This window comes from Clostridium sp. BSD9I1 (assembly GCF_900185645.1).
Taxonomy (GTDB): Bacteria; Bacillota; Clostridia; order Clostridiales; family Clostridiaceae; genus Clostridium_AK.
On sequence record NZ_FYAM01000027.1, the window covers coordinates 215975 to 242675 of the forward strand.

The window sequence follows — 26701 nt, forward strand, 5'->3', positions numbered from 1 at the left end:
AATATGCAAAGTAGAAAATAAACTTTGTTTATTAAGTAAAGGTTTATTGTAGAAATTTTAAGAAATTTTCTTGACCATTCTGGTCACTAGATGTAAAATATAAAATATGACCACAGTGGTCATTAGGTTGTTGATACTAAGGAAATGAGGTGATTAATATATATCAGAAATTTTATAGCTTGGAAACGGAGAAGCGAGAACGCATAATTAACGCAGCTCTTAAAGAGTTTGCACAAAATGGTTATGAAAGGGCTTCTACAAATGAGATTATAAAAGAAGCGAATATATCTAAAGGATCATTATTCAACTATTTTAAGAGTAAGAAGGATTTATATTTATACTTGTTTGAACGCATAACTGAGATTATAGATAAAATCTATGATGAAATTAACTATAATGAAACAGATTTTTTTAAAAGAACAAAGGAAATAGGACTAATAAAATTTAAAATCATGAAGAAATTTCCGCAGGCCTTTGAATTTATTCAGGCTGCTGGTAATGAACACTCCGAAGAAGTAAAATCTGAAATCGAGGAAATATGTAAACATGTCATTGAAAACGGGTTTGAAAGAGGATTTAAAAACATAGATATGACAAAATTTCGTGATGATATGGATTTTGAAAAAGTGATGAATATTATTAGTTGGACAATGCTGAGTTTTTCAGAGCAGCAAAGAAATAGGCTAAATTCTTATAAAGATATTAGCACGGAAATGCTTGAGGAATGGGACGAGTATTTTGACATATTAGAACGTTGTTTTTATAAAAAGGGGGAATAATAATATGTTCATTGATGTTTCAAACTTAAAAAAAGTCTACACATCAGGGGAGGTTAGAACTGAAGTCTTAAAGGGAATTGGACTGAAGCTTGGCAAGGGAGAGATTGGTGTAATCCTCGGGCCTTCAGGCTCAGGAAAGTCCACGCTGATGAATATAATTGGTGGAATTGACCGGGGAGACAGCGGCTGTGTCTTCATTGACGGAGTCGAGTTAAACAATTTGAAGGACGACCAGTTGACGGATTATAGACGAAAGGACATTGGCTTCATCTTTCAGTTCTATAACCTTGTTCCTAACCTTACAGTGGGAGAAAATATTGAAGTAGTTTCTAATATAAGCAAATCACCTTTAAATATTGACGAAGTTTTAGAGGCGGTGGGAATGCAGGATAAAAAGCACCGCTTTCCAAGGGAGCTTAGCGGCGGTGAGCAACAGAGGGTCTCCATCGCCAGGGCAATTGTCAAAAATCCCAAACTGCTGCTATGCGATGAGCCAACCGGTGCTCTTGATTATCAAACATCTCGCAGTATACTTCAGCTTCTACAAAAGGTAAATAAAAAATATGGTACAACCATTTTGATGATAACCCACAATTCTGCCATTGCGGCTATGGCAAACAAGGTCTTTAAGCTGAGAAGTGGGGAAATTGTTGATGAAGCAATTAATCAAAGCATTATTTCAGCAGAAAGGATTGAGTGGTAATGGTACTGAATAAAAGGGTTTTAAGGATATTGAAAGAAAACAAATTACGATACCTTGGTGTTCTTATACTAATCCTGCTGGGAAGCTATACCTTTATAGTTTCTATGGAGATTTCTCAGAATCTCGGAACTTTGGTAACTACATTTACAGAGGGGCATAACCAAGAAGATCTATCCTTTAGGACTGATAAGCCTATTGGGAATGTTGCTGAATTAGAGAAAGAGGCTAAGGCAATAATTGAAGAGTCCAAAAGCCTCGACGCTGAACTTTCCGACACGTTGACATTGCGATTGCTCAGTAAAACAGAAAAACTAAACATCCCAGCTGTAATAGAGGGGCGAGAGCTTTTGGGGCAGGAAGAAATATTGCTCGACCCTGCCTTTGCAAAAGCAAATCACTATGCTGTGGGAAGCAAAATAGAAGCTGCAGGCAAAACCTTCACTGTAGTGGGCTTTGTGTCACTACCCCACTATATCTATCCCTTAAAGAATGTGAATGATATCATGGTTTCACCTAACAATTTCGGTGTTGGTGTTACGCATCGAGATGTGCTTGAGGGTATTGATAACTTTACCACAATTTATTCTGTTAGATTTAATGACAGAGAGCAAAGTCTCAATAAGCAGGCGGTGGAGTTTAGAGAAATGCTGCATGCAGAAGGCATAACAGAATCCGATTGGGTTGATACTGTGAATAACAAGCGCGCAAGAACGGCTTGGGCTTCCATAACCGGCCTAAAGACGATGAGCGTCCCTCTGCCCACGGCAATGTTTTTTCTTTGCTGCCTAATTATCGGCATTATGATATGGCGTATGATACGTCATGACTCGGTGATTATCGGGACACTCTACGCACAAGGCTACAGGCGGCGTGAATTGATATACCACTATATGGCCATTCCTCTTCTGCTCGCTTTAGCAGGAGGATTGATGGGAAGTTTGCTGGCGCTGCCATCCGTTGCACCGTCGGTTATGGCTATGATTTCATACTACAATGTTCCTGTTATTGACATAAAACTCAGTGTTTTTAATGTCTTGATAGGAATAATAACTCCTATATTATTTCTGGGGATTAGCAGCTATTTAGTTATTCGTTCCCAACTGAAACATTCTCCCGCTGAACTTATGAAAGGCAGCGAACAAAAAAACAAGGTTAATGCCCTGGAACGTGTGCTTAAACTTGAAAGATTTAGTTTTAGAACAAAGTTTAAGCTCCGGGAGCAGCTTAGAAGTATTTCACGGCTTTTGTTCCTGCTTTTAGGCGTTACCAGCGCATCTGTAATGATGCTTTTAGGCTTTACAATTATGAGCTCTATGGATTACACATTCAAAAACAGCACCACAGGTACTTATAAATTTGAATACGAATACGCCTTCAAGAAACTACAATATGGTAAAGTGCCTGAAGGTGCAGAGGTTTTCGCTGCCGGAAGGTTTTATCCTGAAAATAACGAGGGAGTTGAGTTTTACGCAACTGGTGTAGAGTCAGATTCGACCACTTTGACACTAAAGGATAAAAAAGGCAATCCACTCTCTAATAACCAGACAAATATTACAAAGCCTTTAGCTGATCGATTAGGTATTAAAGAAGGCGACAACGTAAGTTTCATAAACAAGCAGGATGGAAAGTCTTACGTCTTTCATATTGACGCTGTTGCAGACTCCTATGCAGGACAGTTCATCTTCATACCGATAAATGAATTTAACTCAAAGCTCAGGCTTCCTGAAAACAGTTATATGGGACTTTGGAGCACAAAAAAGCTTGATATTCCTGACGAACAGCTTTCAGGAACAAAGTCGCTGAAGGAGGCTGCTAATGCCATGGATGAATTGCTGGGACCAATGGTTTCCATGGTACTGGCAATGACCATTATCGCTTGTGTTGTGGGCTTCATTATCATCTATCTTGTAATTTCGCTTATTATAGAGGAAAACAAAAACACCATCTCTCTCTTTAAGATATTTGGATACAAGCAACGTGAGATTCGGTCCATGGTATTAAACAGTTCTACCTTTGTCATATTGACCGGATTTATTATCAGTATTCCGGTTATGACGGCATCAATGAATGCAATATACAGTTATCTTGGCTCTATGATAAACTTAGTCTTGCCAACTATTATTAGTCCGCTTTATGTAGTTATATGCTTTACAGCTATTATACTAATCTATCAGCTAAGCAAGCTGATGTGTGCAAAAAAAGTGAACGCAGTTTCTATGAGCGAGGCACTAAAAGTAGGAACGGAATAGAAAAAGGAAGTATGCTTGCAACAACTACTAATGTTGGATGGACACATTTCTGATATAATTTTAATTAGAGAAAAATTAAGCGGGGGAATGATTTATGAAATCCTTGATTATATATTGTTCTAACTATAAGAAAAACACTGAAAAGATTGCAAAGATATTTGCTGAAAAATCTAATTCAGAGCTAATAAATATAAAAGATATTGATAACGTTGATATTGAAAGTTATGATTTAATTGGATTTGGTTCAGGGGTGTACAAAGAAAGTATGTCACCAAAGATATTTAAATTTGCTGACAAATTAAATGTAAGAGGTAAAAACATCTTTGTATTTTCAACCAGTGGAATTGGAATGAAGTTCTATAATAATAAGCTAATTAAGCTATTGGTATCAAAGGGAGCAATAAATAAGGGCAGTTTTGCATGTAAAGGCAGCTTTGTGGCAAAGGAATTTACTAATATTAAACTTTTTGATATCATAGGCAGATTATCACAAGGACATCCAAATGATAAAGACCTTAGAAAAGCAGAAGAATTTATTGAGACGGTAGTACTTTATTTATAGGTACACCTAACTAGCTTAAAACATTAGCTTGTTAAAGAGATTACTTCCATAATGGGAAAAATTCCAAGAATATTACATTCTTAAGAGACAAGGGATAGTTACCTTGTCTCTTAAGAATCTGTTACTTTATTAAATATTATTTTTTAAAATATTTCTTATTACGCGTTTTGCGAATAATCGTAAGTGCTAATCCATTCACTATGACCAAACCGAAAACTGTATTACCTAACGGTGCCCAGCCATTCTCTCCAGAAAATATTAATGTAAAGACAACCTTTCCAAGTAGTGTTGTATTCAGAATGATTAAACCCATTTTCAATGAATGCTTCCACAAAGAAATCCCAACCAGTGTCATAAAACCAACCATTGCACCTAGCGCTAATAGCGCTGAAACAGGACTGCTTAAAAGTCGTTTTTCCATTTCCAAAACCTCATACATCTGAGGATTGATAACTTTAGGCTCAGGGAACCATACCATGCTGGATGTCATCAGAAGAATGGTGATGAGGATTCCTTTCCAGCTTCGTCTGTATGCAAATAAGGCAAATATAACTAAAAATATAGGACGAATATACCAACTTAATGGGTTAAGATGACGTGCAAATGCCCAGTCGAGGAAATCTTTAAATTCCATGATTATCACCTCTTTTAATGAAACAACTTTACATAAATGTTTCATATGTTATAAAAAGTATAACATATCGATGTTTAAGATACAATAGCCTGACAGAGAATTTAGATATGGTATAATAAATAGAAATAAACCTATGTATTTCGACAATGTCATAGAATAGAGGTGAATATTTATGGGTGACACCCAACAGAAAACAGACAAAAAAAAGGTTGTAATCCTAGCAGCGGCAAATGATTTATTTAGGCATTATCCTCCAAGTAAGGTAGGCATCCGAGATATTGCAATGAAAGCCAATGTATCGGTAGTAACCATATATAATCACTTTCAAAGTAAAGAAAGACTGGTTCTTGAATTGATTAAGCAAGTAGTTAATGGGCAAATTGAAGTTCTAAAGGACATTACTGATAGCGATAGTGCATTTGAAACAAAGATTGAAACTATTGTTTTTAAGCAGTCACAATTAGTATCAAGTTTTCATCCTGAATTTGTGAATTTAATGGTCTCTGATCCAGAAATATCAAAATATCTTACAGACATATATCAGGAAACTTTAATGAAATTATTCACAGATGTTATTGCTCATGGAAAAGCAGAAGGCTATATTGATCCTATATTACCCGATTCTTTGGTTATTAGTATTATGCAATTATTCAATAAAGATATACAATCTAAGGACAGTGTTCTTCTCTCAAACCATCATATATCGGATATTCATACGAAAATTCTCGAAATTATGATTTATGGGTTTTCCGGGAAAACAAGGATTAAGAGAGATGATGTTTAAACAGTCAACATTAAACCTTGACATATTAATATAAACAAAAATAAGCCCTTGGTTATAGTTATTAAACTCAAGGGCTTTTATTTATGATCAACCTGCAAAGTTAACTGTTCTTCTTTTCCTAATAAGCCATAAAAAAATAACTTTAGTATGCCCATCTTGTATTCGGGACTAGTTTTAAGATAACCAGACTGCTCAATAATAGAAACTGAGGATAGAAGGAATGCTAGAATCGCATCGTCTGGAATACTTCTGTCAATGGCACCTTCTTTTTTTCCTAACTCAATAAACTTATTGTATACTGCGATTGCTTTTGAGTTTGCAGCCTCTTTATATACCTGTTGTAAAATTTTATCTTCCCATGCGTACTTGCTAAAAGCTGAGCGGCTTAATTCAGCTGTGGCATCATGCTTTTTATCCATAATAATCTTGAGCTTTTCAGAAAAAGGGATTTCTCTTTCTAGTATTTCATCATATCCTTTGATTGCTTTATCCAAATAAGAAACAAGTACTTCCTTGGCAAGAGTATTCTTATCACCAAAATAATTATAGATAGAAACCTGTGAAACTTTAGCATTTGCAGCTATTTCACTTATACCAACATCAGTTATTCCTCGCTTAGAAAAAAGTTCCCATGCAGCGCTAATGATAGAGTCCTTTTTTAGCTTTGTTCTTTTTTCGTATCCATTCATGTTCATCACCTAGATTCAATTATAACATAGTTTTGAAATATAATAAACAATATTTCAAAATACATTGACAATAGTATTTTCTAGATATATTATGAAATAAAAGTGTAAGTATTTCAAAACTTTAGTTCATACCCTTTTTAACAGGAATGGAGCACAGGAGAACTGGGATATTAAAATATTATAAGAATTATGGAGGATGCTATGAAACCATATATTTTAACTTTTAATGAAATAGATAAAACAAAACTCATAATTGTCGGAGGAAAAGGCCTAAACCTTGGACAACTGTCAAAAATTGATGGAATATCAGTGCCAGATGGCTTTTGCATAACAACCGAAGCATACAAAAAATTCATTGACAATAATGCGGATCTGAAAGTGCTAATTGATAAATTAAGTGAATTAAAATCTGATGACAGGGACAAAATTTCAGAAATTAGTAAGAAAATACGTTTAGTTATTGAAAACCTAAGAATGGGAGTTGATATTGCAAATGAAATAACTAGGGTATTATTAATATACGGCAGTAATGAGGCCTATGCCATACGTTCAAGTGCTACAGCAGAGGACCTTCCCCATGCATCATTTGCCGGACAGCAGGACACGTACTTAAATATTAGGGGGAAGGATGAGGTTATACAACACATAATAAAATGCTGGGCATCACTTTTTACTGATCGTGCAGTGACGTATCGTATACAAAATGGTTTTGATCATAGAAAAGTATTATTATCTGTAGTTGTACAGAAGATGATTATGTCAGAAGCCTCAGGGATTATGTTTACAGCGGACCCAATGACCTCTGATAGAAAGACACTTACCATTGATGCTGGATTTGGACTTGGTGAGGCATTAGTATCTGGATTGGTGAACCCAGATATTTATAAGGTTGTAAATGGTAAGATTACTAAGAAAAACATAGGAACAAAGGAGATGGAAATTAGGACTGAGCAAAGTGGAGGCACTAAAGAAATAAGGATTGAAAATGGCAGACAGCAAAAACAAGTGCTGGAAGATGATAAGATACAAAAGCTTGCTGCTATGGGAAAGAAAATCGAAGCCTATTTCGGATCTCCTCAAGATATAGAATGGTGCCTTGTAGATAACGAGTTTTACATTGTTCAAAGTCGTTCTATTACTACATTATTTCCGCTTCCAAAGGTAATAGGCTCCAAGAAACCTCGTGTATATATGTCAATTGGCCATACGCAAATGATGACGGACGCTATTAAGCCATTAGGTATCTCCTTCTTTGAAATGATTTCTGAAGTCTCAATGGAGAAGATAGGAGGCAGGGTTTACACAGATATTACCCATGACCTGGCCTCTACCATAGGGCGCAGTCGTTTAGTAATGGCAAGCGGTAAGCAGGATCCACTAATACAGAGTGCTATAAAAAATCTTATAGAAGATAAGAAGTTTATGGCATCTCTTCCAAGGGGTAAAAGAAATGTACAAGGTGGTATTTTTACCTTAGCTTCTATTATTGAGACAATAAAAATAAGTAGAAAAAATGACCCTTCAATTATTAAGGGATTAACTAATGAATTTGAGAAAGAAGTTAGGGACATGGAGCAACAACTCTCCAAGCTTTCGGGAGATCAGGTCTTTGAATTCATAGTTAAGGATCGTGAGAAACTATTGAAGGTGGCATATAATCCAAAAATGCTGGGTGCTATAATTGCAGCAATATTGGTTAACGACTCTCTCAATAAGAAAGTTGAGAAATTGTTGGGGGATAAGAATGCAGCTGATACACTTACCAAATCCCTGGATCATAATGTTACTACTGAGATGGGGTTAGCTTTATGTGATGTAGCGGATATTATCCGTAAACACCCAAAAGTCCTACAATATATTTCCCAGAATCCTGGTGATGAGAAGTTTTTTGAGGAGATGGAAAGGCTGACCGGAGGAAAAGAAACAAGTGAAGCATTTAGACTGTTTTTAAATAAATATGGAATGCGATGTCCCGGAGAGATAGATATTACTAGAGAGCGTTTCGAAGAAAAACCTACACAGCTTATTCCTATGCTTCTTAATAATATCAGTGTTCTAAAGTCAGGTGAGCATAGAATCAAATTCCTGGTGGGAAGACAGGAAGCAAAGGATAAGGAAGAGGAGATCGTCCGCGGCTTGAATAATCTGCCAGGAGGTAGTAAGAAGGCAAAAAAGATTGGAAAGAGCATTAGTTTACTTCGTAACTTCATAGGATGTCGTGAAGATCCTAAATATTATATTGTTCGACGCTATCAGGTTTATAAGAAGGCACTTATGGAAGAAGCACGCAAGCTTGCAGAAAAGGGAATTATGAAAAATGTTGAGGATATATTCTATTTGTATTTGGATGAACTTCGTGATGTAGTAAGGACAAATAAGTTGGACTATTCGATTATAGTAGAAAGAAAAGAGAATTATGCTCGTTATGAAAAGCTTACTCCTCCACGTATATTTACTTCCGAGGGATTTGTTCCGCCATATAGCTTCTCAACAGGAAATATACCTAAAGGGGCAATTCCAGGTATCCCTGTTTCTACTGGCATAGTGGAAGGTCGTGCTAGGGTAGTTCTATCAGTGGGTGAAGCTAAGCTGGAAGATGGCGATATTCTTGTGACTCAGTTTACAGATCCAAGTTGGACTCCATTGTTCGTCACCATGAAAGGATTAGTTACTGAAGTAGGAGGATTTACTACTCACGGTGCAGTTATTACACGAGAATACGGACTTCCAGGAGTAGTAGGAGTTGAAAATGCTACAAAGCTTATAAAAGACGGCCAGAGAATTAGGGTAAATGGGACTGAAGGATATGTGGAGATACTTTAAAGGTATAGTTTGTCGTCATTGTAATGGTACTGATGTAGTTAGAATATTATAATACAAGCCAGATAAATATGAATGTGAGGTGAAATGCTATGGATAATAGCAAAAGCAAGGAATTAAAGATTTTGAAAGCTATTCTTTGGATATATATCAGTCTATGTATTATAATTGCAGGATTAAATTATGGATATGCCAGCCATGCACCAAAATCAACAGCAAAGTTTATTGCATGGTTTTGGCATTTCTATGAAAATTGGATAAAAACTCTTTTTATAATAATATGCAGCTTTCTTACATTAAGAATAGTGGGCGGTTCTGAGATAAACACAATGAGAAAGAGAAATTTGATTGGCTTTATTATATCTGCCATGGTTGTTCATATAGTAGGACCTTTGTTTTTAAAAAACTCTGAGTTATATTTTTTTACAATGCCATTACCCTGGACTACTACACCCTTACAATTATTAGATACGACATCTAACTTTTATGCTAGCCGATTCCCTGTATGGGGCTTAACAGGGATAACAACTGCATTAGCATTTTATATTATTATGTGCATTTTAGTACTTTTAGGAACGCTTTTATTTGGGAGGCGGTGGCAATGTTCTACCCTATGCCTTTTTAATGGTTTTGCATCAGAAGTGTTTGCTCCAGCATTTCCGTTAGTTGGAAAAGCAAGTGAAGTGAAGCCAAGGACACTTAAGATTTTTTCTATTTTAAGATGGATATTTCTTTTTGTTTCCATTTTATTTAGTTTATATTGGGTAATGATTTCATTAGGTATATCAGTTCCTGGAGATAGCAATGTAATTAGTAAGATGGAGAATTATAAGTATCTAGTTGGAGAACTGTTAATGGCTATGTTTTTTTGGGTAGCTTTTACGGGTAGGGGATATTGCTACTATTGCCCATTAGGTACTGTTTTAGGACTTATAGGGAAAGTTGCAGGTCAAAAGATTACTACAGACAATACAAAATGCGCTCAATGTAGTAAATGTAATTCAGCCTGTCCTATGGCTATTGATATTAGAAAAAAAGCTGAGAATAGTGAAGAGGTTAAGGAGCTTAGATGTGTGGGATGCGGACACTGTGTAGATGCCTGCCCTACAAAAACTTTATCTTATTCAACCAAGTATTTGGATAGGAAGCAGAGAAAACAAGGAACATCTAAGGATGTTTCAATTTAAATGAATATTATATATGAAAATATGCCGGTTAAAGTGAATTTCACTTTGGCCGGTTTTCTTTATAATGGTGGCATAGGAGGAAGTTAATCAGTATACAACATAAGGAACTAAAGAAGTGCTTGGAAAGAGTCATGTAAGAATATTTTTCAAATAGTTACAATATTATGTCGATTATTGATACATATTATCAAGAATGATATAATAAAAGGAAAGTTTAGTAAATTATATCTAAAGCTAGGATAAAACTAGCCGAATTATTACTTGAAGATTAAATTATTCTTGGGGATTGTTTGTGATCTAATTATTGGATTTTTAAACTTAGCATAATTTATATATAACGAAAGAATTAAGGAGGCATAAAATGGATATTTTTTTACTTTTAGGGATTGCCATAGGTTTTTTCTCAGTAATTGTCGGAATGATTGTAAAAGGTGCAGATGTTGCGGTACTATTAAATCCTGCTGCTGCTATTATAATTATTGTTGGTACAATTGCGGCGGTAATGAACTCGTTTCCAAAGAATGAATTTCTCAGAATCCCTAAGATTATAGGCGTTCTTTTCAAAGATAAAAAAGGGGAAAGTCCAGCTGATATTGTGAAACAAATCGTTGATATGTCTCAATCAACTCGAAAAAATGGATTATTATCACTTGAAGCTACCATACAAGGACTGGACAATAAGTTTATGAAAAAAGGCTTTGAGATGGTAGTAGATGGTTCAGATCCGGAATTTATTAGTGATGTTTTAAATATCGAAATTGAAGAAATGGAAGAAAGGCATCGTGCAGGTGCTTCAATTTTTACAACAGCAGGGGGGTCTGCACCAACGCTTGGAGTTCTAGGAGCTGTTATAGGTTTAATTGGTGCCCTTGGAAACTTAAATGATACTGAAAAACTTGGACATATGATAGCTGCTGCATTCGTTGCAACACTTTATGGAATTTTCTTTGGCTATGTAATTCTTCATCCTTTTGCAACTAGATTAAAGAGAAAATCCCACGAGGAAGTAACTAATATGCGTATTATACTTGAAGGTGTATTATGTATTCAGGAAGGAAAAAATCCAAAAAGTATAGAAATGAAATTACTTGGTATGTTGAAACCAAAAGATAGAATAAGCGTTGAGAAGAGCAATGGAAATGCTTAAAGGAGATCAATGATGAGGAAGAAAAAAGAACATCATGAAGAACATGTGGATGAATCATGGCTTATTCCTTATGGAGATATGCTAACCCTTTTATTGGCGCTTTTTATCGTTATGTTTGCTATGAGTGAACTTGATAAAGCAAAGTTTAAAAGTGTTAGTGAAGATTTTAATGTTATTTTTTCAGGTGGCAGTGGGGTGATGACGGAAAATGGTAGTACAGGATTTGTGGCCGATGAATCAAAGCCAGCGTCTACTGCTGATAATGTAGTTGAAGACAAGAAGATGAAAGAAGTTATGGGAACGCTGCAGCAAGAAATTAAAAAGAGGGGATATTCTGATAATGTTAAACTTAACCTTAATGATGAAGGATTAGGAATTTCAATACAGGACGTTGTGCTTTTTAATTCAGGTGATGCAAGAGTGCTAAAAGAAGTAGAGCCATTACTTCTGCAAATTTCAAGCATGATTCACAAATTAGATAACAATGTTAAAGTTGTAGGACACACAGATAACATTCCTATTAGCAATGAAAAATTTCATTCAAATTGGGAGCTAAGTGCAATGAGAGCTATAAATGTAATGAATTTTATGGCTGACGCAGGAGGAATAGATTCAGGAAAATTATCAATTGAGGCTTATGCTGAATATATGCCTAAGTACGATAATTCTACAGAGGAAGGTAGAGCAAGAAATAGAAGAGTGGAAATTTTTGTTGTTCGTAAGTATTCAGCACCTGCTAAGGATGATAAGGCAAAATAGAAAAATTAGTTTTTATTATAAAGAACAGGCATCTATTGCTAATAGGTGCCTGTTAGCGTTTATTTATATCAGTGTTAAAACTAATAAAAAAGAGTACACCTTCTAAGGGGCGTACTCTATCTATATGATAGCTCATTGGAAAGAAAAAGTCTATAAATTTATTTTATTTTATCTTATAATATTCATTGTTGCAACAAAAATATAATTGGATGGGAGAATAAATATGATAAAACAAAAGATATCAAACATTCCTTTTGGACCATATATTGCCGTTCTAGCAGGAGCTACTGTTAATGGAAAACCAAACTATGCTACCATTGGTGCATATGGAGTTGTAAGTCAAAAGCCCGTGCTTTACATTTCACTAAAGAATACTCACTGTACTACAAAAGGAGTACTGGAAAATGGTTTTTTCAGTGTAAACATTCCTTCATCTGAGTCTGTTGAGAAAACTGATTACTGCGGAACTGTTTCTGGCAATAAGGTAGATAAATCAAAGGTCTTCGAATCATTTTATGATGAGGCAGGGAATGCACCATTGATAAGGGAGTGTCCTGTAAATTATCTTTGTAAGGTAATACAAACTATTCCTATGTTTGATTTTACAATGTTTATTGGTGAGATTGTTGCTGCATATGCAAATGATGATTGCTTAGAAAATGGAAGACCAAATGCTTTAAAAGTTAAACCAACTATATTAATGAATTCGGGATACTTTGATTTAAATGATAGAGTTGGGTCAATATTTAAAGCATGTGATGGCAGCAAGTAAAAGGATTCTTGCAATGAACATTCAAACACTTTAATATGTATCTTATTATAGGCATTAATTGGAAACTACTTTAATGTAGTTTTTAATGTGCTATATTTTATAAGAGTATATAAGGGTTGCAGATGAAGTATGTTCATTTGCAACCCATTTTGTTAATTAAGAATGATCATTTTCAAGAATTCACATCAAATTATTAAATGAGGTGGATTTGAGAATATGTGTATAAATTGTATTAAGAAAAAAGATAGAGCTAGAGAACTCATAAAGAAAAATTCCAATTTATAAGAGATAAGAGATGTTGCCTAAATATGTAAATTTTTTAAAGAATACAACAAAGCTATTCTAAGTTATTGTATAATTATTGTAGTGGTTTAAAGATTTAGATAGTATTTTTAGTTATATGATAAATTGAAGCTAAGGAGTGTGTTAATAATGCGAAATTTTGAGTTTTATGCACCTACTAAAGTGGTTTTTGGAAAGAATGCAGAAGCAAAAATTGGCGCTCTTGTGAAGGCGCAGAACTGTAAAAAGGTATTAGTTCATTTTGGAGGAAGTAGTGCAAAAAAATCTGGTCTGCTAGATAGGATTTTTGATTCTTTAAAAAATGCAGAAGTTGATTATGTAAGTTTAGGAGGTGTAGTTCCAAATCCTAGACTTTCTAAGGTATATGAAGGTATTGAGTTATGTAAAAATGAAGGTGTTGATTTTATACTGGCAGTTGGCGGAGGTAGTGTTATTGATTCTGCTAAGGCAATTGGATACGGTATGGTGAACGATTGTGACGTATGGGACTTGTATGAAGGTAAGGTTAAGCCTATTGGATGTTTACCGATTGGAGCAATTCTCACTATTTCAGCTGCAGGAAGTGAGATGAGTAACTCATCTGTAATAACAAATGAAGAAGGCTGGTTAAAAAGAGCATGCAATACTGAATATGGGCGCTGCAAATTTGCGATTATGAATCCTGAGCTTACCTATACGCTTCCAAAGTATCAGACTGCAAGTGGCTGTACAGATATATTAATGCACACTATGGAACGATATTTTACCACAGTAGAAAGTATGCAGCTTACAGATAGTATTAGCGAAGGACTAATGAGAACTGTAATTTATAACACAAAAATATTAATGAAAGATCCTGAAAATTATAAGGCACGTGCTGAAATTATGTGGGCTGGAAGTCTTTCACACAATGATTTAACTGGATGTGGTTCTATCGGAGATTGGTCATGCCATCAATTAGAACATGAACTTGGTGGAATGTTTGATGTAGCTCATGGTGCAGGATTGGCTGCTGTATGGGGAAGCTGGGCTAGATATGTGTATAAGACAAATATTTCACGCTTTGTACAATTTGCAGTAAATGTAATGGGAATATCTAATGACTTCAGAAATCCCGAAAAAGTTGCAATAGATGGAATAGAAGCAATGGAAAACTTCTATCGTTTCATAGAGATGCCAACATCTATAAGCGAGCTTGGAGTTCAATTAACAGATAAACAAATTGATGAACTAGCTCATAAGTGCAGCTTTGGCAAGACGAGAACTATTGGAGCATTTCAAAAGCTTGATATGGAGGATATGAAAAACATTTATACTATGTCGAGATAACATCATAGTTTTATTTAGGTGATAAAGAATGACTTTTCACAATGTGTATCCGACAATTGTGAAAAGTCATTTTTATGTACAATAGAACTGCTTGACGCTAATTAATAGCTATAGGATTTGCATATCGATTATAAAAAATGATTTTTCTTACAAATAATGACCTACCATATCGTTAGCTTTCTTTTTTATGTTATCTACTATCTCTTTGGGTTCAATTACCTTTGCAAAAGTACCTAATTGAAAAAAGTAATTAGAGACAAATTCTATTTCACTTTCATCAATTAGTGTGTCAATATATCCATTTTCAGCATCAGCGACAACTATATGAGGCTGCAGCCAGGCTTTACTTTGGCACTCTCTAATTCCTTCTCTTGTTAATTCAACGTATAATCGTACAGGTGTTTTAAGTGTATTAAAACTATCGAACCAATCTGTTAAATTCATTTCAAAATCAATGATTCTATTGGAGATTTCTAAAGACAATATCCTATCAACTCTAAATAGCTTAATCTTATTATTTTCAGTATCTAAAGCGGGCATATACCAAAGTCCGTCATATGCATATGTTCCAATGGGCTTAACTTCTCGCGTTTTATCTTTCGATTTTGAACGGTATTTTATTATTAGGATATTATCTCCAATAGAGGCATCAATTATGTCTTTTAAAAATGGAGAAGCAACGGTTCTTTCTGGATTCCAAAAGGATAAAACAGATTCTAAACGTTTTATCTTATTGCTAGCATCCTCAGGAGCAATAGCAAGTAATTTTCTAGATGCAGAATTGATGTTTGCATCAAATGGCAGTGATTTGTAGTATTTTAGAGACTGAAAGGCAAAAAAAATTGCTAATGCTTCATTTTCATCAAATATAACTGGGGGAAGCATTCTATTTTTTAGTACACGATAACCGCCACTTCGCCCTTGCTCTGTATATAAGGGAACTCCTAATTCACTTAGCTCCATTAGATACCTATGTGCAGTTCTAACAGATATATTAAATTCATATGCAACATCTTGGGCAGTAAAATTCCTCTTAGTATTTACATACATAATTAAATCAAATATTTGTTTTGCCTTTGACATAAATCCTCCTAAATACTCGATACATGGAATTATTTTATATAAAAACATAGTTTTAAGTAAAACTGGACAATAATTGTCATGTTAAAAGTATATATTATCTATGATAGTTAGTCAAAGCAATCTCATCAAAGTTTGTAGCATAGAAAGGAGAGTTGTTATGAAGGAGCAAGGCTCACAAAATAATATACAAATCATTGGGGCTAGAGAAAAAAATCTAAAAGCTGTGAATGTGACAGTTCCCAAAGGAAAAATCACTGTTTTTACAGGTGTTTCAGGATCGGGGAAATCAGCACTTGTATTTGATACAATTGCAGCGGAATCCCAGCGTCAATTAAATGAAACTTACTCAAGCTTTATACGCCATCGCCTTCCGCACTATGGTAAACCTAGCGTAGATTCAATTGAAAACTTATCCGTGGCAATTATCATTAATCAAAAGAGAATTGGTGGTAATGCAAGATCAACAGTTGGAACCATTACTGATATATATTCATTGTTAAGGTTATTGTTTGCCCGCCTTGGAAAGCCCTTTGTTGGATATTCAGATATGTTTTCATTTAACAATCCAAAGGGCATGTGTCCCAAATGTGAAGGATTAGGAACAGCAAAAATATTTAATGTTGATAGGCTGATTGATAGGGAAAAGTCATTAAATGAGGGGGCAATTCAGTTCCCAACCTTTAGACCAGGAGAGTTCAGGTGGAAGCGTTATGTTTGTACTGGGCTGTTTGATAATGATAAAAAGTTAAAGGATTATACTGAGGATGAATGGGACACACTTCTTTATAAAACGGGTTTTAAACCTCCAAATCCCACTGAAGGATGGCCTACTACTTCAAAATATGAAGGGATCATTCCAAGAATTGAACGGTCTTTTTTGAGTAAAGAATGCAGGGATGCAGCATTATACAAAGAGGATATTGATTATGTAGTTACAATGGGACTTTGTCCATCATGTGAAGGTGCTAGACTTAATCAAAGGGTACTTGATTGCAAAATAAATGGGAAAAGTATTGGTGACTGTACAAAAATGCAAATTACAGAGCTCATTAACTTTATTCAATTAATCAAAGAACCTGCTTACTACACAGTAGTGGAAGGTATTCTTAGTCGATTAGAACATTTAACTTCCGTTGGATTAGGATACTTAAGTTTGAATCGAGAGACATCTACTCTTTCTGGAGGTGAATCTCAAAGAATAAAGATGGTTCGTCAGCTGGGGAGCAGCTTAACTGACATTACTTACATTTTCGATGAACCAAGCATTGGGCTTCATCCTCATGATGTAAATAAAATTAATAACCTTTTAAAGTTATTAAAAGAGAAGGGAAATACTGTTATAATCGTAGAACATGATCCAGATGTAATTAAAATTGCAGATCATATAATCGATATGGGTCCTAAATCTGGCATCAAAGGTGGAGAAGTAGTGTATGAAGGGAATTTAAATGGGTTATTAAAATCAGGTACATTGACAGGAACTTTGCTAAATCATAAAGTTTATTTAAAAAAAGAACTTAGAGAACCTAAAGGATGGTATTATATAGAGCATGCATCTTTATATAATTTAAAAGACGTCAATGTTAATATTCCTAAAAATGTTATGACTGTAGTTACAGGGGTGGCAGGTTCCGGAAAAAGCACTCTTATAAATAAGGTATTTAGAAAGTATTATCCTGAAGCAATTTTTATAGACCAAGGAGCTATTCAGACTTCTAGTAGATCTAATATTGCTACTTACATGGGAGTTTTTGATTCTATTAGAAATTTATTTGCAAAACAAAACGAAGTTGAAGCTTCTCTTTTTAGCTTTAATTCAAAGGGGGCTTGTCCTGAATGTAAGGGGTTAGGAATAATATATACAGACTTGGCATTTATGGATACAGTAGAAAGTGTTTGTGAAGTATGTGGTGGACAGAGATTTAATGAAGAAGTTATTAAGTTTAAACTACGAGGGAAAAATATTAGTGAAGTTTTACAAATGACTATTGAAGAGGCTTTAGAGTTTTTTTATGAAAAGGAAATAGTCGCTGCCCTAAAGAAATTAATAAATGTAGGGATAGGATATATTACTTTAGGTCAGTCTTTAAATACCTTATCAGGAGGGGAACTTCAAAGGGTTAAGCTTGCAGTGGAATTGGAAAATTCAGGTCAGATATATGTCTTAGATGAGCCTACTACAGGACTGCACATGTCTGACATAAAACAGCTGATAAAAATTATGAATTTTCTTGTGGATCAGGGCAGTACTTTAATTGTGATAGAACATAATCTTGATATAATGAGCCAAGCAGATTGGATTATAGACATTGGCCCTGGGGCAGGTGAAGATGGAGGGAGAATTATATTTGAAGGACAGCCTAGAGATTTGATTAAGCATAAGACTTCTATTACAGGAAAGTATTTAAATCAGTATATATTATCAAAACAATAATTAGGTAAAAAATTTAAATATTAGTTTGTCTATTCTGCAGCAACTTCAATTAAGGTCTAGTAAATTGAGAAATTACATGATAAAAAATAAGAAAGGAGAATCCTAAAATGAAAGGAATTCTCCTTATAAACTTAAATATAAATAAATTAAAAGGTTATTTTTCCATGCTTATCAATATCCAAAGTTACAGATGCTTCTTTAAAATGAATCTCATATACGTCTAACATATCGCCAGCCTGTGCTATTACTACTTCATAATTTGGAAGTTTTTTTATAAATGCTTCTTTTAAGTCGTATATTGTTAAATCACTCTTTTGAACTCTTCCATTGGTAACTCGAATTTGTTCACTGTTTTCAGTTGGAATTGTTGTAAATGCTACATTATTGTTTTGCAAAAACTCCAAAGTTTTAGTGTTTCCTCTAAAAGACGCAAGATAAACAATACCTTGATTTTCAGTATCATAATAAAAATTTACAACTCTAACATTAGGGATATTGTTCACAGAAGTGGCTAAAGCCAAGTTATCAGTAGTTTCCATTATTCTATTAAACTCTTGTAAAAAATCCATTTTCATTCTCCTTTTATAACTTATTTTCAATTATATTTAAACCTCTTCCTCAATACAGATTTATTCTATCACGGAATCTTGACAGCAGTATGTCATGGTTTTATGATAAAATAAATAAATTTAAAATCAAGGGGGTGCTGATAGTTGAAAATAGATAGGTTAATATCCATTATTATGATATTGATTGAACGTAAAAAGGTCAGTGCAACAAGGCTTGCTGAAATGTTTGAAGTGACACCTAGAACTATATATAGAGATATAGAAACAATAAACCAGGCAGGCATCCCAATTATTACTTATCCTGGGGTTAATGGTGGTATTGGAATTATGGAAGAGTATAAAGTAGATAAGAAACTTTTTACAACCTCTGATATTTCAACACTTTTAATGGGTCTTGGAAGCATTTCTACAACATTGTCAAGCGAAGAAATTGTTAATACCCTTGCAAAAGTAAAAGGTCTGATACCAAAGGAGCAAATTAGAGATATTGAATTAAAATCAAGCCAAATTACTATTGATCTTACCTCGTGGATGGGGAATAAAAACCTACAACCCAATCTTGAAAAAATTAAAAGAGGAATGAACGAGAAGAAGATTCTACATTTGAAGTATTCAGACCGCAGCAACAAACAAAGCATTAGAAAAGTTGAACCTTATCGATTGGTGCTAAAAGATACAAATTGGTATTTACAAGGTTACTGTATTTCCAAAGAAGATTTTCGTATTTTTAAATTATCTCGTATTTCAGAACTCGAAGTCCTAGAGGATACATTTATTCCTCGTGAATTCCAAGCAAAACCGTTAGGAGCATGGGATTACATAGAGAAAAATATTATAACGATAAAATTACTAGTTGATGAATCTCTCAGGGAGCAGATGTTAGAGCGTTGTGGAGAAGAGAATATTGAGAACTATGGAGATAATAAGTTAATTGTAAACTTTCCATTTATAGAAGATGAGTTTGGCTATAATATTTTACTTGGGTTTGGGGGCAAATGTGAATGTTTAGAGCCGGTGCATGTGAGAGAGGAAGTTATTCGCCGAATTAAAAATATGCTAAATGTTTATAAGTACTGATTTCATAATTATTATTAAGTAGCATCTTTGTGTTTTAAATAGGATAATTGTCATCAATAATAAAAAGTAATAGGAGGAATTTAATGAAAGTATTAATTCATGATTTGGAGGAGAATAAATTTCATAGCTTATTTCCAATAGTAAATGAAGAAATAAAAATAATATCTAAGAGAAATGAAATAAAAAAATGCATCGGTTGTTTCGGATGCTGGTTAAAGACTCCTGGAGAGTGTATTATCAAAGATGGCTATGGTAATACTGGTAAGCTGCTTTCGGAAAGTGAGGAGCTAATTATTATAAGCAGAATATGTTATGGAGGTTTTAGTCCATTCGTAAAAAATGTACTAGATCGTAATATAGGATATATCAGGCCGTTTTTTACAATTCGAAACAATGAGATGCATCATAAAAGCAGATATAGTAAAAGAATAAAGTTCACAGTCATAGCTTATGGGGAAGAGGCCACTCTCAAAGAGAAAGATACTTTATCAAAGCTTGTTATAGCAAATGGAATTAATTTTAATGTGGTTGAGTCTTCCTGCTGCTTTGTAGATAGCGTTGAAGATATCCCCAAATTAAGGGAGGTCCTTTAATGAAAATATGTATGATAAATGGAAGTCCTAAAACTAAAGATAGCTGCTCTGGTTATTTAATTGATGAAATGATAAAACTTTTAGATAATAAAGTTGAAGTGATGGCTTGTAATGCAAATGATAAAACAGATAATAGTGGATCATTTGAAGATATTTATAGTTGTGATAAAATTCTTTTTGTTTTTCCATTATATGTTGATGCCCTTCCATCACATTTGATTAAATTTTTAGAGTTATTTCAGAAATATATAAAACAGCAGCCGGCTAAAAATATCAGCGTTTATGCCATTTCCAATTGCGGTTTTTTTGAAGGGGAACAAAATAAATATGCTCTTAAGATAATAGAGAACTTTTGTGAACGTGCCGGGCTTAGCTGGGAATTTGGGATAGGAATTGGTGCTGGCCCTTTTATAGGTGAATCTCAGTCTATTCCTTGGCGAGCATTTATTAAAAAGCCTATTTATCATGCTCTCATCTCTTTAAAGAATGCTTTACAAACAGGTAATCATCCAAAGGAAAATATATTTATAACAGCAAAAATGCCAAGGTGCATGTATATCTTCGCAGCACATATGAGTTGGAAAGCCTTAGCTAGGAAAAATAATTTAAAGGCAAGAGATTTATAGAATAAATAAGAGCTTACTAAGTAGATGTACTGATTGACAAGTGCATATGCTTAGTATATAATCAAAATGAACAATGTTCAGGTGGTGATATGAAGACATGAAAAATCATAATGGAAACAATAAGGATAGTATTTTATCAGCAGCTAAGGATATTGCTGCAAGTCAAGGCATTACAAAGATGGATATACGATCTGTGGCAAAACAAAGTGGTATTGCTATAGGAACGGTATATAATTATTTTCCTTCAAAGGGAGATTTACTGGTAGCTGTTATCGAGGATTTTTGGGAGGGAGCCTTTTCAAATGTTGATTGGGAAAGCCTTGCCTATAATGATTTTTATAATAACTTAGAAATAATATATGATTTATTATATGTTTATCTTCATAAGTTCAAGGAAAATTGGTTAGATCAGCTTTCGCTTTTAAAAACACAAGAAAAATTGCTTGGAAAGCAAAGGCAAAATGAATACTTTAAAAAAATATACTCAAGAATTATAACCTTGATGGATATGGATAATAGCTTAAGGGATTACCCTTGGAATGACATTGTTTCAAAGGAAAGAACAGCACAGTTTATATTTGAAAATATGCTTATGATCCTTAGAAAAGATGAAAAGGACATGAAGTTTTTAACTATAATTTTAAAAAGAATATTATGTAATTAAAGGTCATACTTATGTATGATTTTTAATATAAATAAAAATGAACAATGTTCATATTTAAAATAGGAGGATTAATATGCAAGCAATTATGGAAACTTTATTTGATGTAGTTTATTTACTTAGTGTTATTACGCTAGGATTAAAAATGGCAAGAAACAGTGGTGATAATAAAGAGTATAAGCTTTTTGGATGGATGGCAATTTTACTAGGAGCAGGGGATGCGTTTCATTTGATACCTAGATCCTATGCACTGTTAACAACTGGACTTGAGGCAAATGCTGCTGCACTTGGATTTGGCAAATTAGTAACATCTATTACTATGACTATGTTTTATGTGATTTTGTATCACATATGGAGACAGCGTTATAATATTGAAGGATATAAAAAACTTACATTTTCAATTTATGCGTTAGGCGTTGTTAGAATAGCATTATGTTTATTTCCTCAAAATGACTGGCTAAACTATTACGCTCCAGTTTCATGGGGAATATATAGAAATATTCCGTTTGCTATAATGGGAATTATCATAATATGTATTTTTTATTCTGAAGCTAAAAAGCACAATGATAACAATTTTAAATTTATGTGGTTTGCAATTGTACTTTCTTTTGCATTTTATATCCCTGTTGTGATTTGGGCTACTGAAATCAGATGGATTGGAATATTGATGATACCAAAGACCCTGGCCTACGTTTGGATAGTAGTTATGGGTTATAAAAGTAAAAGTGCCACCCACATGGCAAGTGGCAAGTTTAATGTTTAAATATGAAATTCAATAGAAATAAATATGCCGGGCCAGGGGATTAAATAGCACCTGATCCGGCTTTTTCTAATAAATTAACTAACTTCTCCAAATGTGCCATAGAGCATTGTTTGTACCACGAGCAAATACATCGGTTCTGCTTGGGCCCCAAGATACTGCAGCTGGATCAGAAGTTATTCTTCCTCCAAGGTTGCTCCAATTGCTCCAGCGAGAACCATTCCAAGACATTGTCATCAATTGATTGTTTTGGCCTCTAGCAAATACTTCAAGTCTATTGGCTGCTCTTGAGGATACTGCAGGAGCTGAGGTTAAGTTTCCACCAAGGTCCTCCCAATTACTCCATCGGGAACCATCCCACCATTTATGATATAAGCGGTTACGTTCACCGCGGGCAAATACATCAATTCTATTATTTCCCCAGGAAACTGCGCTAGGTGCAGATGTTAATGTTCCGCCAAGGTTTTCCCAATCACTCCAGCGGGTGCCATCCCACCATTTGTGATATAAAGCATTATCTGTACCTCTTACAAAGGTATCAAGCCTGTTAGCTGCCCAAGAAGAAACAGTAGGAGCTGAAGTTAAACCTCCGCCAAGGTCTTCCCATTGACTCCAGCGAGAACCGTCCCACCATATATGCCACATTGCATTATTTGTACCAGCAGCAAATACATCGATTCTATTGTTTCCCCAGGAAACTGCAGCAGGGGCTGAGGTTAAAGTGCCACCAAGACGCTCCCAATCGCTCCAGCGTGAACCATTCCACCATTTATGATATAAAGAATTATCGGTTCCAGCTCCAAAAACATCAAGCCTGTTAGGTGCCCAGGAAGAAACTCCAGGACCGGAATTTAAAACTCCACCAAGATCCTCCCATTGACTCCATCTATCACCGGGAGCAGGTCCAGGGCCAGGCCCAGGTGAAGGAGGTCTGCTAATATTTCTTAAAACAAATTCTATTATATCTCTAATGGTTGAATTTATTATATTGTTAGGGATACCGGCTGAACGAAGATCAGAGAATATCGACTCATTATTTCTTCTGAAGTCATTAAATATAGCATTTCTTCTTGCATTTATGTTTCCGCTATGTCTTCCTGCATTATCTATTGTATAATTTATAACATTTCTAAAGTAATTATCGACTATAGGTTGAAAACTTTTATTAAGTTGAGGCTGCTGAGTATTAAGTAATGATAATATTCTAGTTACTTCCTGCTGAGGAGCTCTAAAGTTATCGAATTCATATTCTTCATAAAAGGAGGGAACGGTTTCAAGTTCATCTTCCTCATAGAAGGGTTCAAAGTTTTCAAATTCATCAAAGTCCTCAACACTTCGCATTTGATTATTTGAAAATGGGCAAATATCTTGATTTATACAATTAGGACAATAAAAAAAACGATTATACATTGGAAACCTCCTTGGATTTTACTAAGGGTTAAATCCTCATCAATTATATTGTATTCGGAAAGATAAAAAAGGTGCCACCCACATGGCAAGTGGCAAGTTTGTTTTAACAAAAAAATAGGAGATGATTAACAACTTTTATACTAAAACAGTTCTCTATCTAATGGAATGTAACAAGGTTATTGTTTAGTACATAAGATATTATGAAAGCTTATATTGAAGAGGAGTTGCCATGTATAATTGTTATTTTAGATCTAATGAGATATATCCAAGAGTTGTTGCTTATGCTACAGGGGACGTAAATGGTGATAGGATACCTGATAATGTATATTTGACTGGTAGAAAAATGCCAGACAGCCCATTTATTCAAAATATTACTCTTATAATACAGGATGGAACAACAGGTAGGGCTAAGGGGATACATCTTAGTGAAAATGCAGGATATAATCCTACGCTATTTTTAGGAGATTTTACTGGAGATGGTGTAGATGATATCTTAGTCAGCATTAATTCAGGTGGAAGTGGCGGAATAATGTATCACTATATTTATTCCTTTGCTAACAATGTAGCAAAATTATTATTTGACTTTAATGCATATAATGAAGAATATAATTATGATATTACTTATAAAGATAACTACAAGGTTGAAGTTATCAGTGAAAATAATAATGAGAAGTACATTATAGATATATCTACCAGGGGAGAAGAGTATTTAAGTGAAATATATGATGAAAACGGAAAGCTAAAGCAGCCAATTAGTGGATTTGTAAATCCATTAAGCGGATTATATCCTGTGGATTTTGATTCAAATGGAGTGTACGAGTTGCTAGCATATCAAAAAATAGCTGGCAGGTATAATGCAGATTCTTTAGGATATGTTTTGAATACATTAAAATGGAAAGATAACAGGTTTGTTTTGGATAACCAAAATGTTGCTATCTTTGGATTACAATCATAGCTATACTTACAATTTAATAAAAAAGACCGTCTGCTAAAAAGGCGGTCTTTTCAAGTGAAGTTTAAAAGTCCTAATTTTAATTTCTACTTATATTCTAAAACTGTAACTCAGCTCAACTGGATTTGGACAAGTCATAGCTTCAGACATTATACACATTCCCGCTGCCCCTGCATTTATAACATCTTTTACTTTATCCTTTGTTATGCCGCCTATAGCAAATACCGGAATTGAAGTACAATCGCATGCTTCTTTTAAAAATGAGAGACCTCTTGGCGGAACTCCTTTTTTACAATTCGTAGAAAAGATATGTCCTGCGATTAAATAGGAAGCTCCTAAATCCTCTGCTTCTTTTGCTTCAAGCAGGGAGTGAACAGATGCACCTATATTAGTAAACTGATGCAGCTCACTTTTATATTTTCTTAAATCTGATATTGATAAATGGATATTAGGAAGCTTTAGTTTTGAAGCTACCTGAATATTTTGGTTGATAATAAGCGGTACTTCATGTATATCACAGATTTCTTTTAGTTTTATAGCTAAGCATTCATATTCTTCTAGGCTTAAATCTTTTTCTCTAAGCATTATTGCATGAGGATTTCCCTTTGCTATGTCATTTATTCTATTCAAAAAATCATCTTTGCAAAGTTTTCGATTGGTTAAACAAATTAGCATTTTGGCCTCCTAAACTCTAACATAATCTGAATAAACAGGCTGCAGTCCTCGGCTTAAAATCATCTGGTGCACTTCATCCACATTTCTAGGGTCAGAAATTTCAAATTGCTCATCACCTTTTTCATCTCCATTATGGCCGCCAACACCAACTTTTACACCTGCTGATATTTTTGTAGCTGCCATTCCGATAACATGGTCACGGAATCCTGCTCTTTCTCTTGTGGAAATTGTGATTCCGGCAAAGGGCATAAGTAATCGATAAGCTAGCATTACTTGTAAAAGTTGTTTTTCATGAACATCGTTAGGATTATTATCTGCATTGTTTATGTAAGGTCTTAAACGAGGAGTGGAGAAGGAGATTTCTGCATGAGGATATTTTTGCTGTATAAAAAATGCATGTAAACCCGCTGCAAAAGCATCCTTTCGAAAGTCGTCTAGCCCAAGCAGCGCTCCAAAAGAAACACCACGCATGCCGCCTAATAAAGCACGTTCTTGTGAATGAAAGCGGTAGGGGAAAATTCTTTTTGGACCGGTTAAATGAACTTGTTCGTATTTATCCGGATTGTAAGTTTCTTGATAAACAGAAACAAAGTCGGCGCCACATTCATGTAAGTAATCATATTCATTTGAGTTTAATGGATATATTTCAATACCAACTGTAGAAAAATATTTTGCAGCTAATTTAACTGCTTCTCCAATATACTCTATTCCAGACATAGGACGAGATTCTCCTGTTAAAAGTAAAATCTCCTTTAAGCCAGTGGATGCAATTTCTTTTAATTCGTCCTCTATTTCATTTAAAGAAAGCTTGCCTCTGTGAATTTTGTTTTTACAATTAAAGCCGCAGTAAACACAATGATTTTCACAATAGTTAGAAATATATAATGGTGTAAACATGCAAACAGAATTGCCAAAATGTTTTCTAGTCTTTGACATTGCCTTCCTTGCCATGTGTTCTAAATAGGGCATAGCAGCAGGGGAAAGTATGGCTGCATAATCATCTAGTGAAAGGTTGTCTTTCATTAATGCATTTCTCACATCACTATCGGTATATTGATGATAATCATACTTATGAACTAATTTTAATACCTTGTCCATGATATCGGAATTGAGAGCTTCCATTCCGTCTAAATATTCCATATGATTTATTCTATTTGATTCCATA

Annotated in this window: 25 protein-coding genes; 18 read left to right on the plus strand and 7 right to left on the minus strand. The window is 34.4% G+C overall.

What is annotated here, in order from left to right:
- Positions 1-179 precede the first annotated feature (179 nt).
- The 4 genes from BSD9I1_RS17915 to BSD9I1_RS17930 all read left to right on the plus strand — a co-directional run bounded on the left by BSD9I1_RS17915 (position 180) and on the right by BSD9I1_RS17930 (position 4293).
- The gene (locus BSD9I1_RS17915; protein WP_242966549.1) at positions 180-779 is read left to right on the plus strand and encodes a TetR/AcrR family transcriptional regulator; all 600 of its coding nucleotides are present in this window, start codon (positions 180-182) and stop codon (positions 777-779) included.
- Positions 780-783: 4 nt separating this feature from the next.
- Complete coding sequence (locus BSD9I1_RS17920) at positions 784-1482, plus strand: ABC transporter ATP-binding protein (protein WP_186431455.1); 699 nt, start codon at positions 784-786, stop codon at positions 1480-1482.
- 29 nt (positions 1483-1511) lie between these two features.
- On the plus strand, positions 1512-3731 hold the full coding sequence (locus tag BSD9I1_RS17925; RefSeq protein ID WP_242966551.1) for an ABC transporter permease: 2220 nt from the start codon (positions 1512-1514) through the stop codon (positions 3729-3731).
- A 94-nt stretch (positions 3732-3825) separates the two neighbouring features.
- The gene (locus BSD9I1_RS17930; protein WP_186431457.1) at positions 3826-4293 is read left to right on the plus strand and encodes a flavodoxin domain-containing protein; all 468 of its coding nucleotides are present in this window, start codon (positions 3826-3828) and stop codon (positions 4291-4293) included.
- A gap of 136 nt (positions 4294-4429) precedes the next feature.
- Here the strand turns inward: BSD9I1_RS17930 and BSD9I1_RS17935 are convergent, their stop codons facing one another.
- Positions 4430-4927, minus strand: a complete 498-nt coding sequence (locus BSD9I1_RS17935) for a hypothetical protein (RefSeq protein WP_186431458.1) — start codon at positions 4925-4927, stop codon at positions 4430-4432.
- Positions 4928-5099: 172 nt separating this feature from the next.
- On the opposite strand from BSD9I1_RS17935, the gene BSD9I1_RS17940 reads away from it, so the two are divergent.
- Positions 5100-5711, plus strand: coding sequence for a TetR/AcrR family transcriptional regulator (locus BSD9I1_RS17940; RefSeq protein ID WP_186431459.1), 612 nt, complete (start codon positions 5100-5102; stop codon positions 5709-5711).
- A gap of 77 nt (positions 5712-5788) precedes the next feature.
- Here the strand turns inward: BSD9I1_RS17940 and BSD9I1_RS17945 are convergent, their stop codons facing one another.
- Positions 5789-6400, minus strand: coding sequence for a TetR/AcrR family transcriptional regulator (locus tag BSD9I1_RS17945; RefSeq protein WP_186431460.1), 612 nt, complete (start codon positions 6398-6400; stop codon positions 5789-5791).
- A gap of 201 nt (positions 6401-6601) precedes the next feature.
- Between BSD9I1_RS17945 and ppsA the strand changes: the two genes are divergently transcribed.
- From ppsA to BSD9I1_RS17975, 6 genes are all read left to right on the plus strand, one after another.
- Complete coding sequence (gene ppsA / locus BSD9I1_RS17950; protein WP_186431461.1) at positions 6602-9223, plus strand: phosphoenolpyruvate synthase; 2622 nt, start codon at positions 6602-6604, stop codon at positions 9221-9223.
- An 89-nt stretch (positions 9224-9312) separates the two neighbouring features.
- Positions 9313-10407, plus strand: coding sequence for a 4Fe-4S dicluster domain-containing protein (locus tag BSD9I1_RS17955; protein WP_186431462.1), 1095 nt, complete (start codon positions 9313-9315; stop codon positions 10405-10407).
- A 361-nt stretch (positions 10408-10768) separates the two neighbouring features.
- Positions 10769-11554 (plus strand): flagellar motor stator protein MotA, encoded by a 786-nt coding sequence (gene motA, locus BSD9I1_RS17960; RefSeq protein ID WP_035311722.1) that lies wholly within the window; start codon positions 10769-10771, stop codon positions 11552-11554.
- A 12-nt stretch (positions 11555-11566) separates the two neighbouring features.
- On the plus strand, positions 11567-12313 hold the full coding sequence (locus BSD9I1_RS17965) for a flagellar motor protein MotB (protein WP_186431463.1): 747 nt from the start codon (positions 11567-11569) through the stop codon (positions 12311-12313).
- Positions 12314-12536: 223 nt separating this feature from the next.
- Positions 12537-13085 (plus strand): flavin reductase family protein, encoded by a 549-nt coding sequence (locus BSD9I1_RS17970; protein ID WP_186431464.1) that lies wholly within the window; start codon positions 12537-12539, stop codon positions 13083-13085.
- A 432-nt stretch (positions 13086-13517) separates the two neighbouring features.
- On the plus strand, positions 13518-14696 hold the full coding sequence (locus tag BSD9I1_RS17975; RefSeq protein ID WP_186431465.1) for an iron-containing alcohol dehydrogenase: 1179 nt from the start codon (positions 13518-13520) through the stop codon (positions 14694-14696).
- Between the two features lie 147 nt (positions 14697-14843).
- Here BSD9I1_RS17975 and BSD9I1_RS17980 read toward each other — a convergent pair whose 3' ends face one another.
- Positions 14844-15779, minus strand: coding sequence for a YafY family protein (locus BSD9I1_RS17980; protein WP_186431466.1), 936 nt, complete (start codon positions 15777-15779; stop codon positions 14844-14846).
- 157 nt (positions 15780-15936) lie between these two features.
- On the opposite strand from BSD9I1_RS17980, the gene BSD9I1_RS17985 reads away from it, so the two are divergent.
- On the plus strand, positions 15937-18213 hold the full coding sequence (locus BSD9I1_RS17985) for an excinuclease ABC subunit UvrA (RefSeq protein WP_186431467.1): 2277 nt from the start codon (positions 15937-15939) through the stop codon (positions 18211-18213).
- Positions 18214-18359: 146 nt separating this feature from the next.
- Here the strand turns inward: BSD9I1_RS17985 and BSD9I1_RS17990 are convergent, their stop codons facing one another.
- Positions 18360-18782 (minus strand): pyridoxamine 5'-phosphate oxidase family protein, encoded by a 423-nt coding sequence (locus BSD9I1_RS17990; RefSeq protein ID WP_186431468.1) that lies wholly within the window; start codon positions 18780-18782, stop codon positions 18360-18362.
- Positions 18783-18926: 144 nt separating this feature from the next.
- Between BSD9I1_RS17990 and BSD9I1_RS17995 the strand changes: the two genes are divergently transcribed.
- The 5 genes from BSD9I1_RS17995 to BSD9I1_RS18015 all read left to right on the plus strand — a co-directional run bounded on the left by BSD9I1_RS17995 (position 18927) and on the right by BSD9I1_RS18015 (position 22502).
- Positions 18927-19859, plus strand: coding sequence for a YafY family protein (locus tag BSD9I1_RS17995; RefSeq protein WP_186431469.1), 933 nt, complete (start codon positions 18927-18929; stop codon positions 19857-19859).
- An 83-nt stretch (positions 19860-19942) separates the two neighbouring features.
- Positions 19943-20452, plus strand: coding sequence for a flavodoxin family protein (locus BSD9I1_RS18000; protein ID WP_186431470.1), 510 nt, complete (start codon positions 19943-19945; stop codon positions 20450-20452).
- Entirely contained in the window at positions 20452-21078 is a 627-nt protein-coding gene (locus BSD9I1_RS18005; protein ID WP_186431471.1) for a hypothetical protein, read from the plus strand. The genes BSD9I1_RS18000 and BSD9I1_RS18005 overlap by 1 nt, the downstream gene beginning before the upstream one ends.
- 97 nt (positions 21079-21175) lie before the next feature.
- Entirely contained in the window at positions 21176-21742 is a 567-nt protein-coding gene (locus BSD9I1_RS18010; RefSeq protein WP_186431472.1) for a TetR/AcrR family transcriptional regulator, read from the plus strand.
- Positions 21743-21815: 73 nt separating this feature from the next.
- Complete coding sequence (locus BSD9I1_RS18015) at positions 21816-22502, plus strand: hypothetical protein (protein ID WP_186431473.1); 687 nt, start codon at positions 21816-21818, stop codon at positions 22500-22502.
- 78 nt (positions 22503-22580) lie between these two features.
- Here the strand turns inward: BSD9I1_RS18015 and BSD9I1_RS18020 are convergent, their stop codons facing one another.
- Positions 22581-23909, minus strand: a complete 1329-nt coding sequence (locus tag BSD9I1_RS18020; RefSeq protein WP_186431474.1) for a DUF346 domain-containing protein — start codon at positions 23907-23909, stop codon at positions 22581-22583.
- A gap of 229 nt (positions 23910-24138) precedes the next feature.
- On the opposite strand from BSD9I1_RS18020, the gene BSD9I1_RS18025 reads away from it, so the two are divergent.
- Complete coding sequence (locus BSD9I1_RS18025) at positions 24139-24864, plus strand: VCBS repeat-containing protein (protein ID WP_186431475.1); 726 nt, start codon at positions 24139-24141, stop codon at positions 24862-24864.
- Between the two features lie 87 nt (positions 24865-24951).
- Here BSD9I1_RS18025 and BSD9I1_RS18030 read toward each other — a convergent pair whose 3' ends face one another.
- Positions 24952-25536, minus strand: a complete 585-nt coding sequence (locus tag BSD9I1_RS18030; RefSeq protein ID WP_186431476.1) for a thiamine phosphate synthase — start codon at positions 25534-25536, stop codon at positions 24952-24954.
- Positions 25537-25545: 9 nt separating this feature from the next.
- On the minus strand, positions 25546-26700 hold the full coding sequence (gene thiH / locus BSD9I1_RS18035) for a 2-iminoacetate synthase ThiH (RefSeq protein ID WP_186431477.1): 1155 nt from the start codon (positions 26698-26700) through the stop codon (positions 25546-25548).
- Between the last annotated feature and the right edge of the window lies 1 nt (position 26701).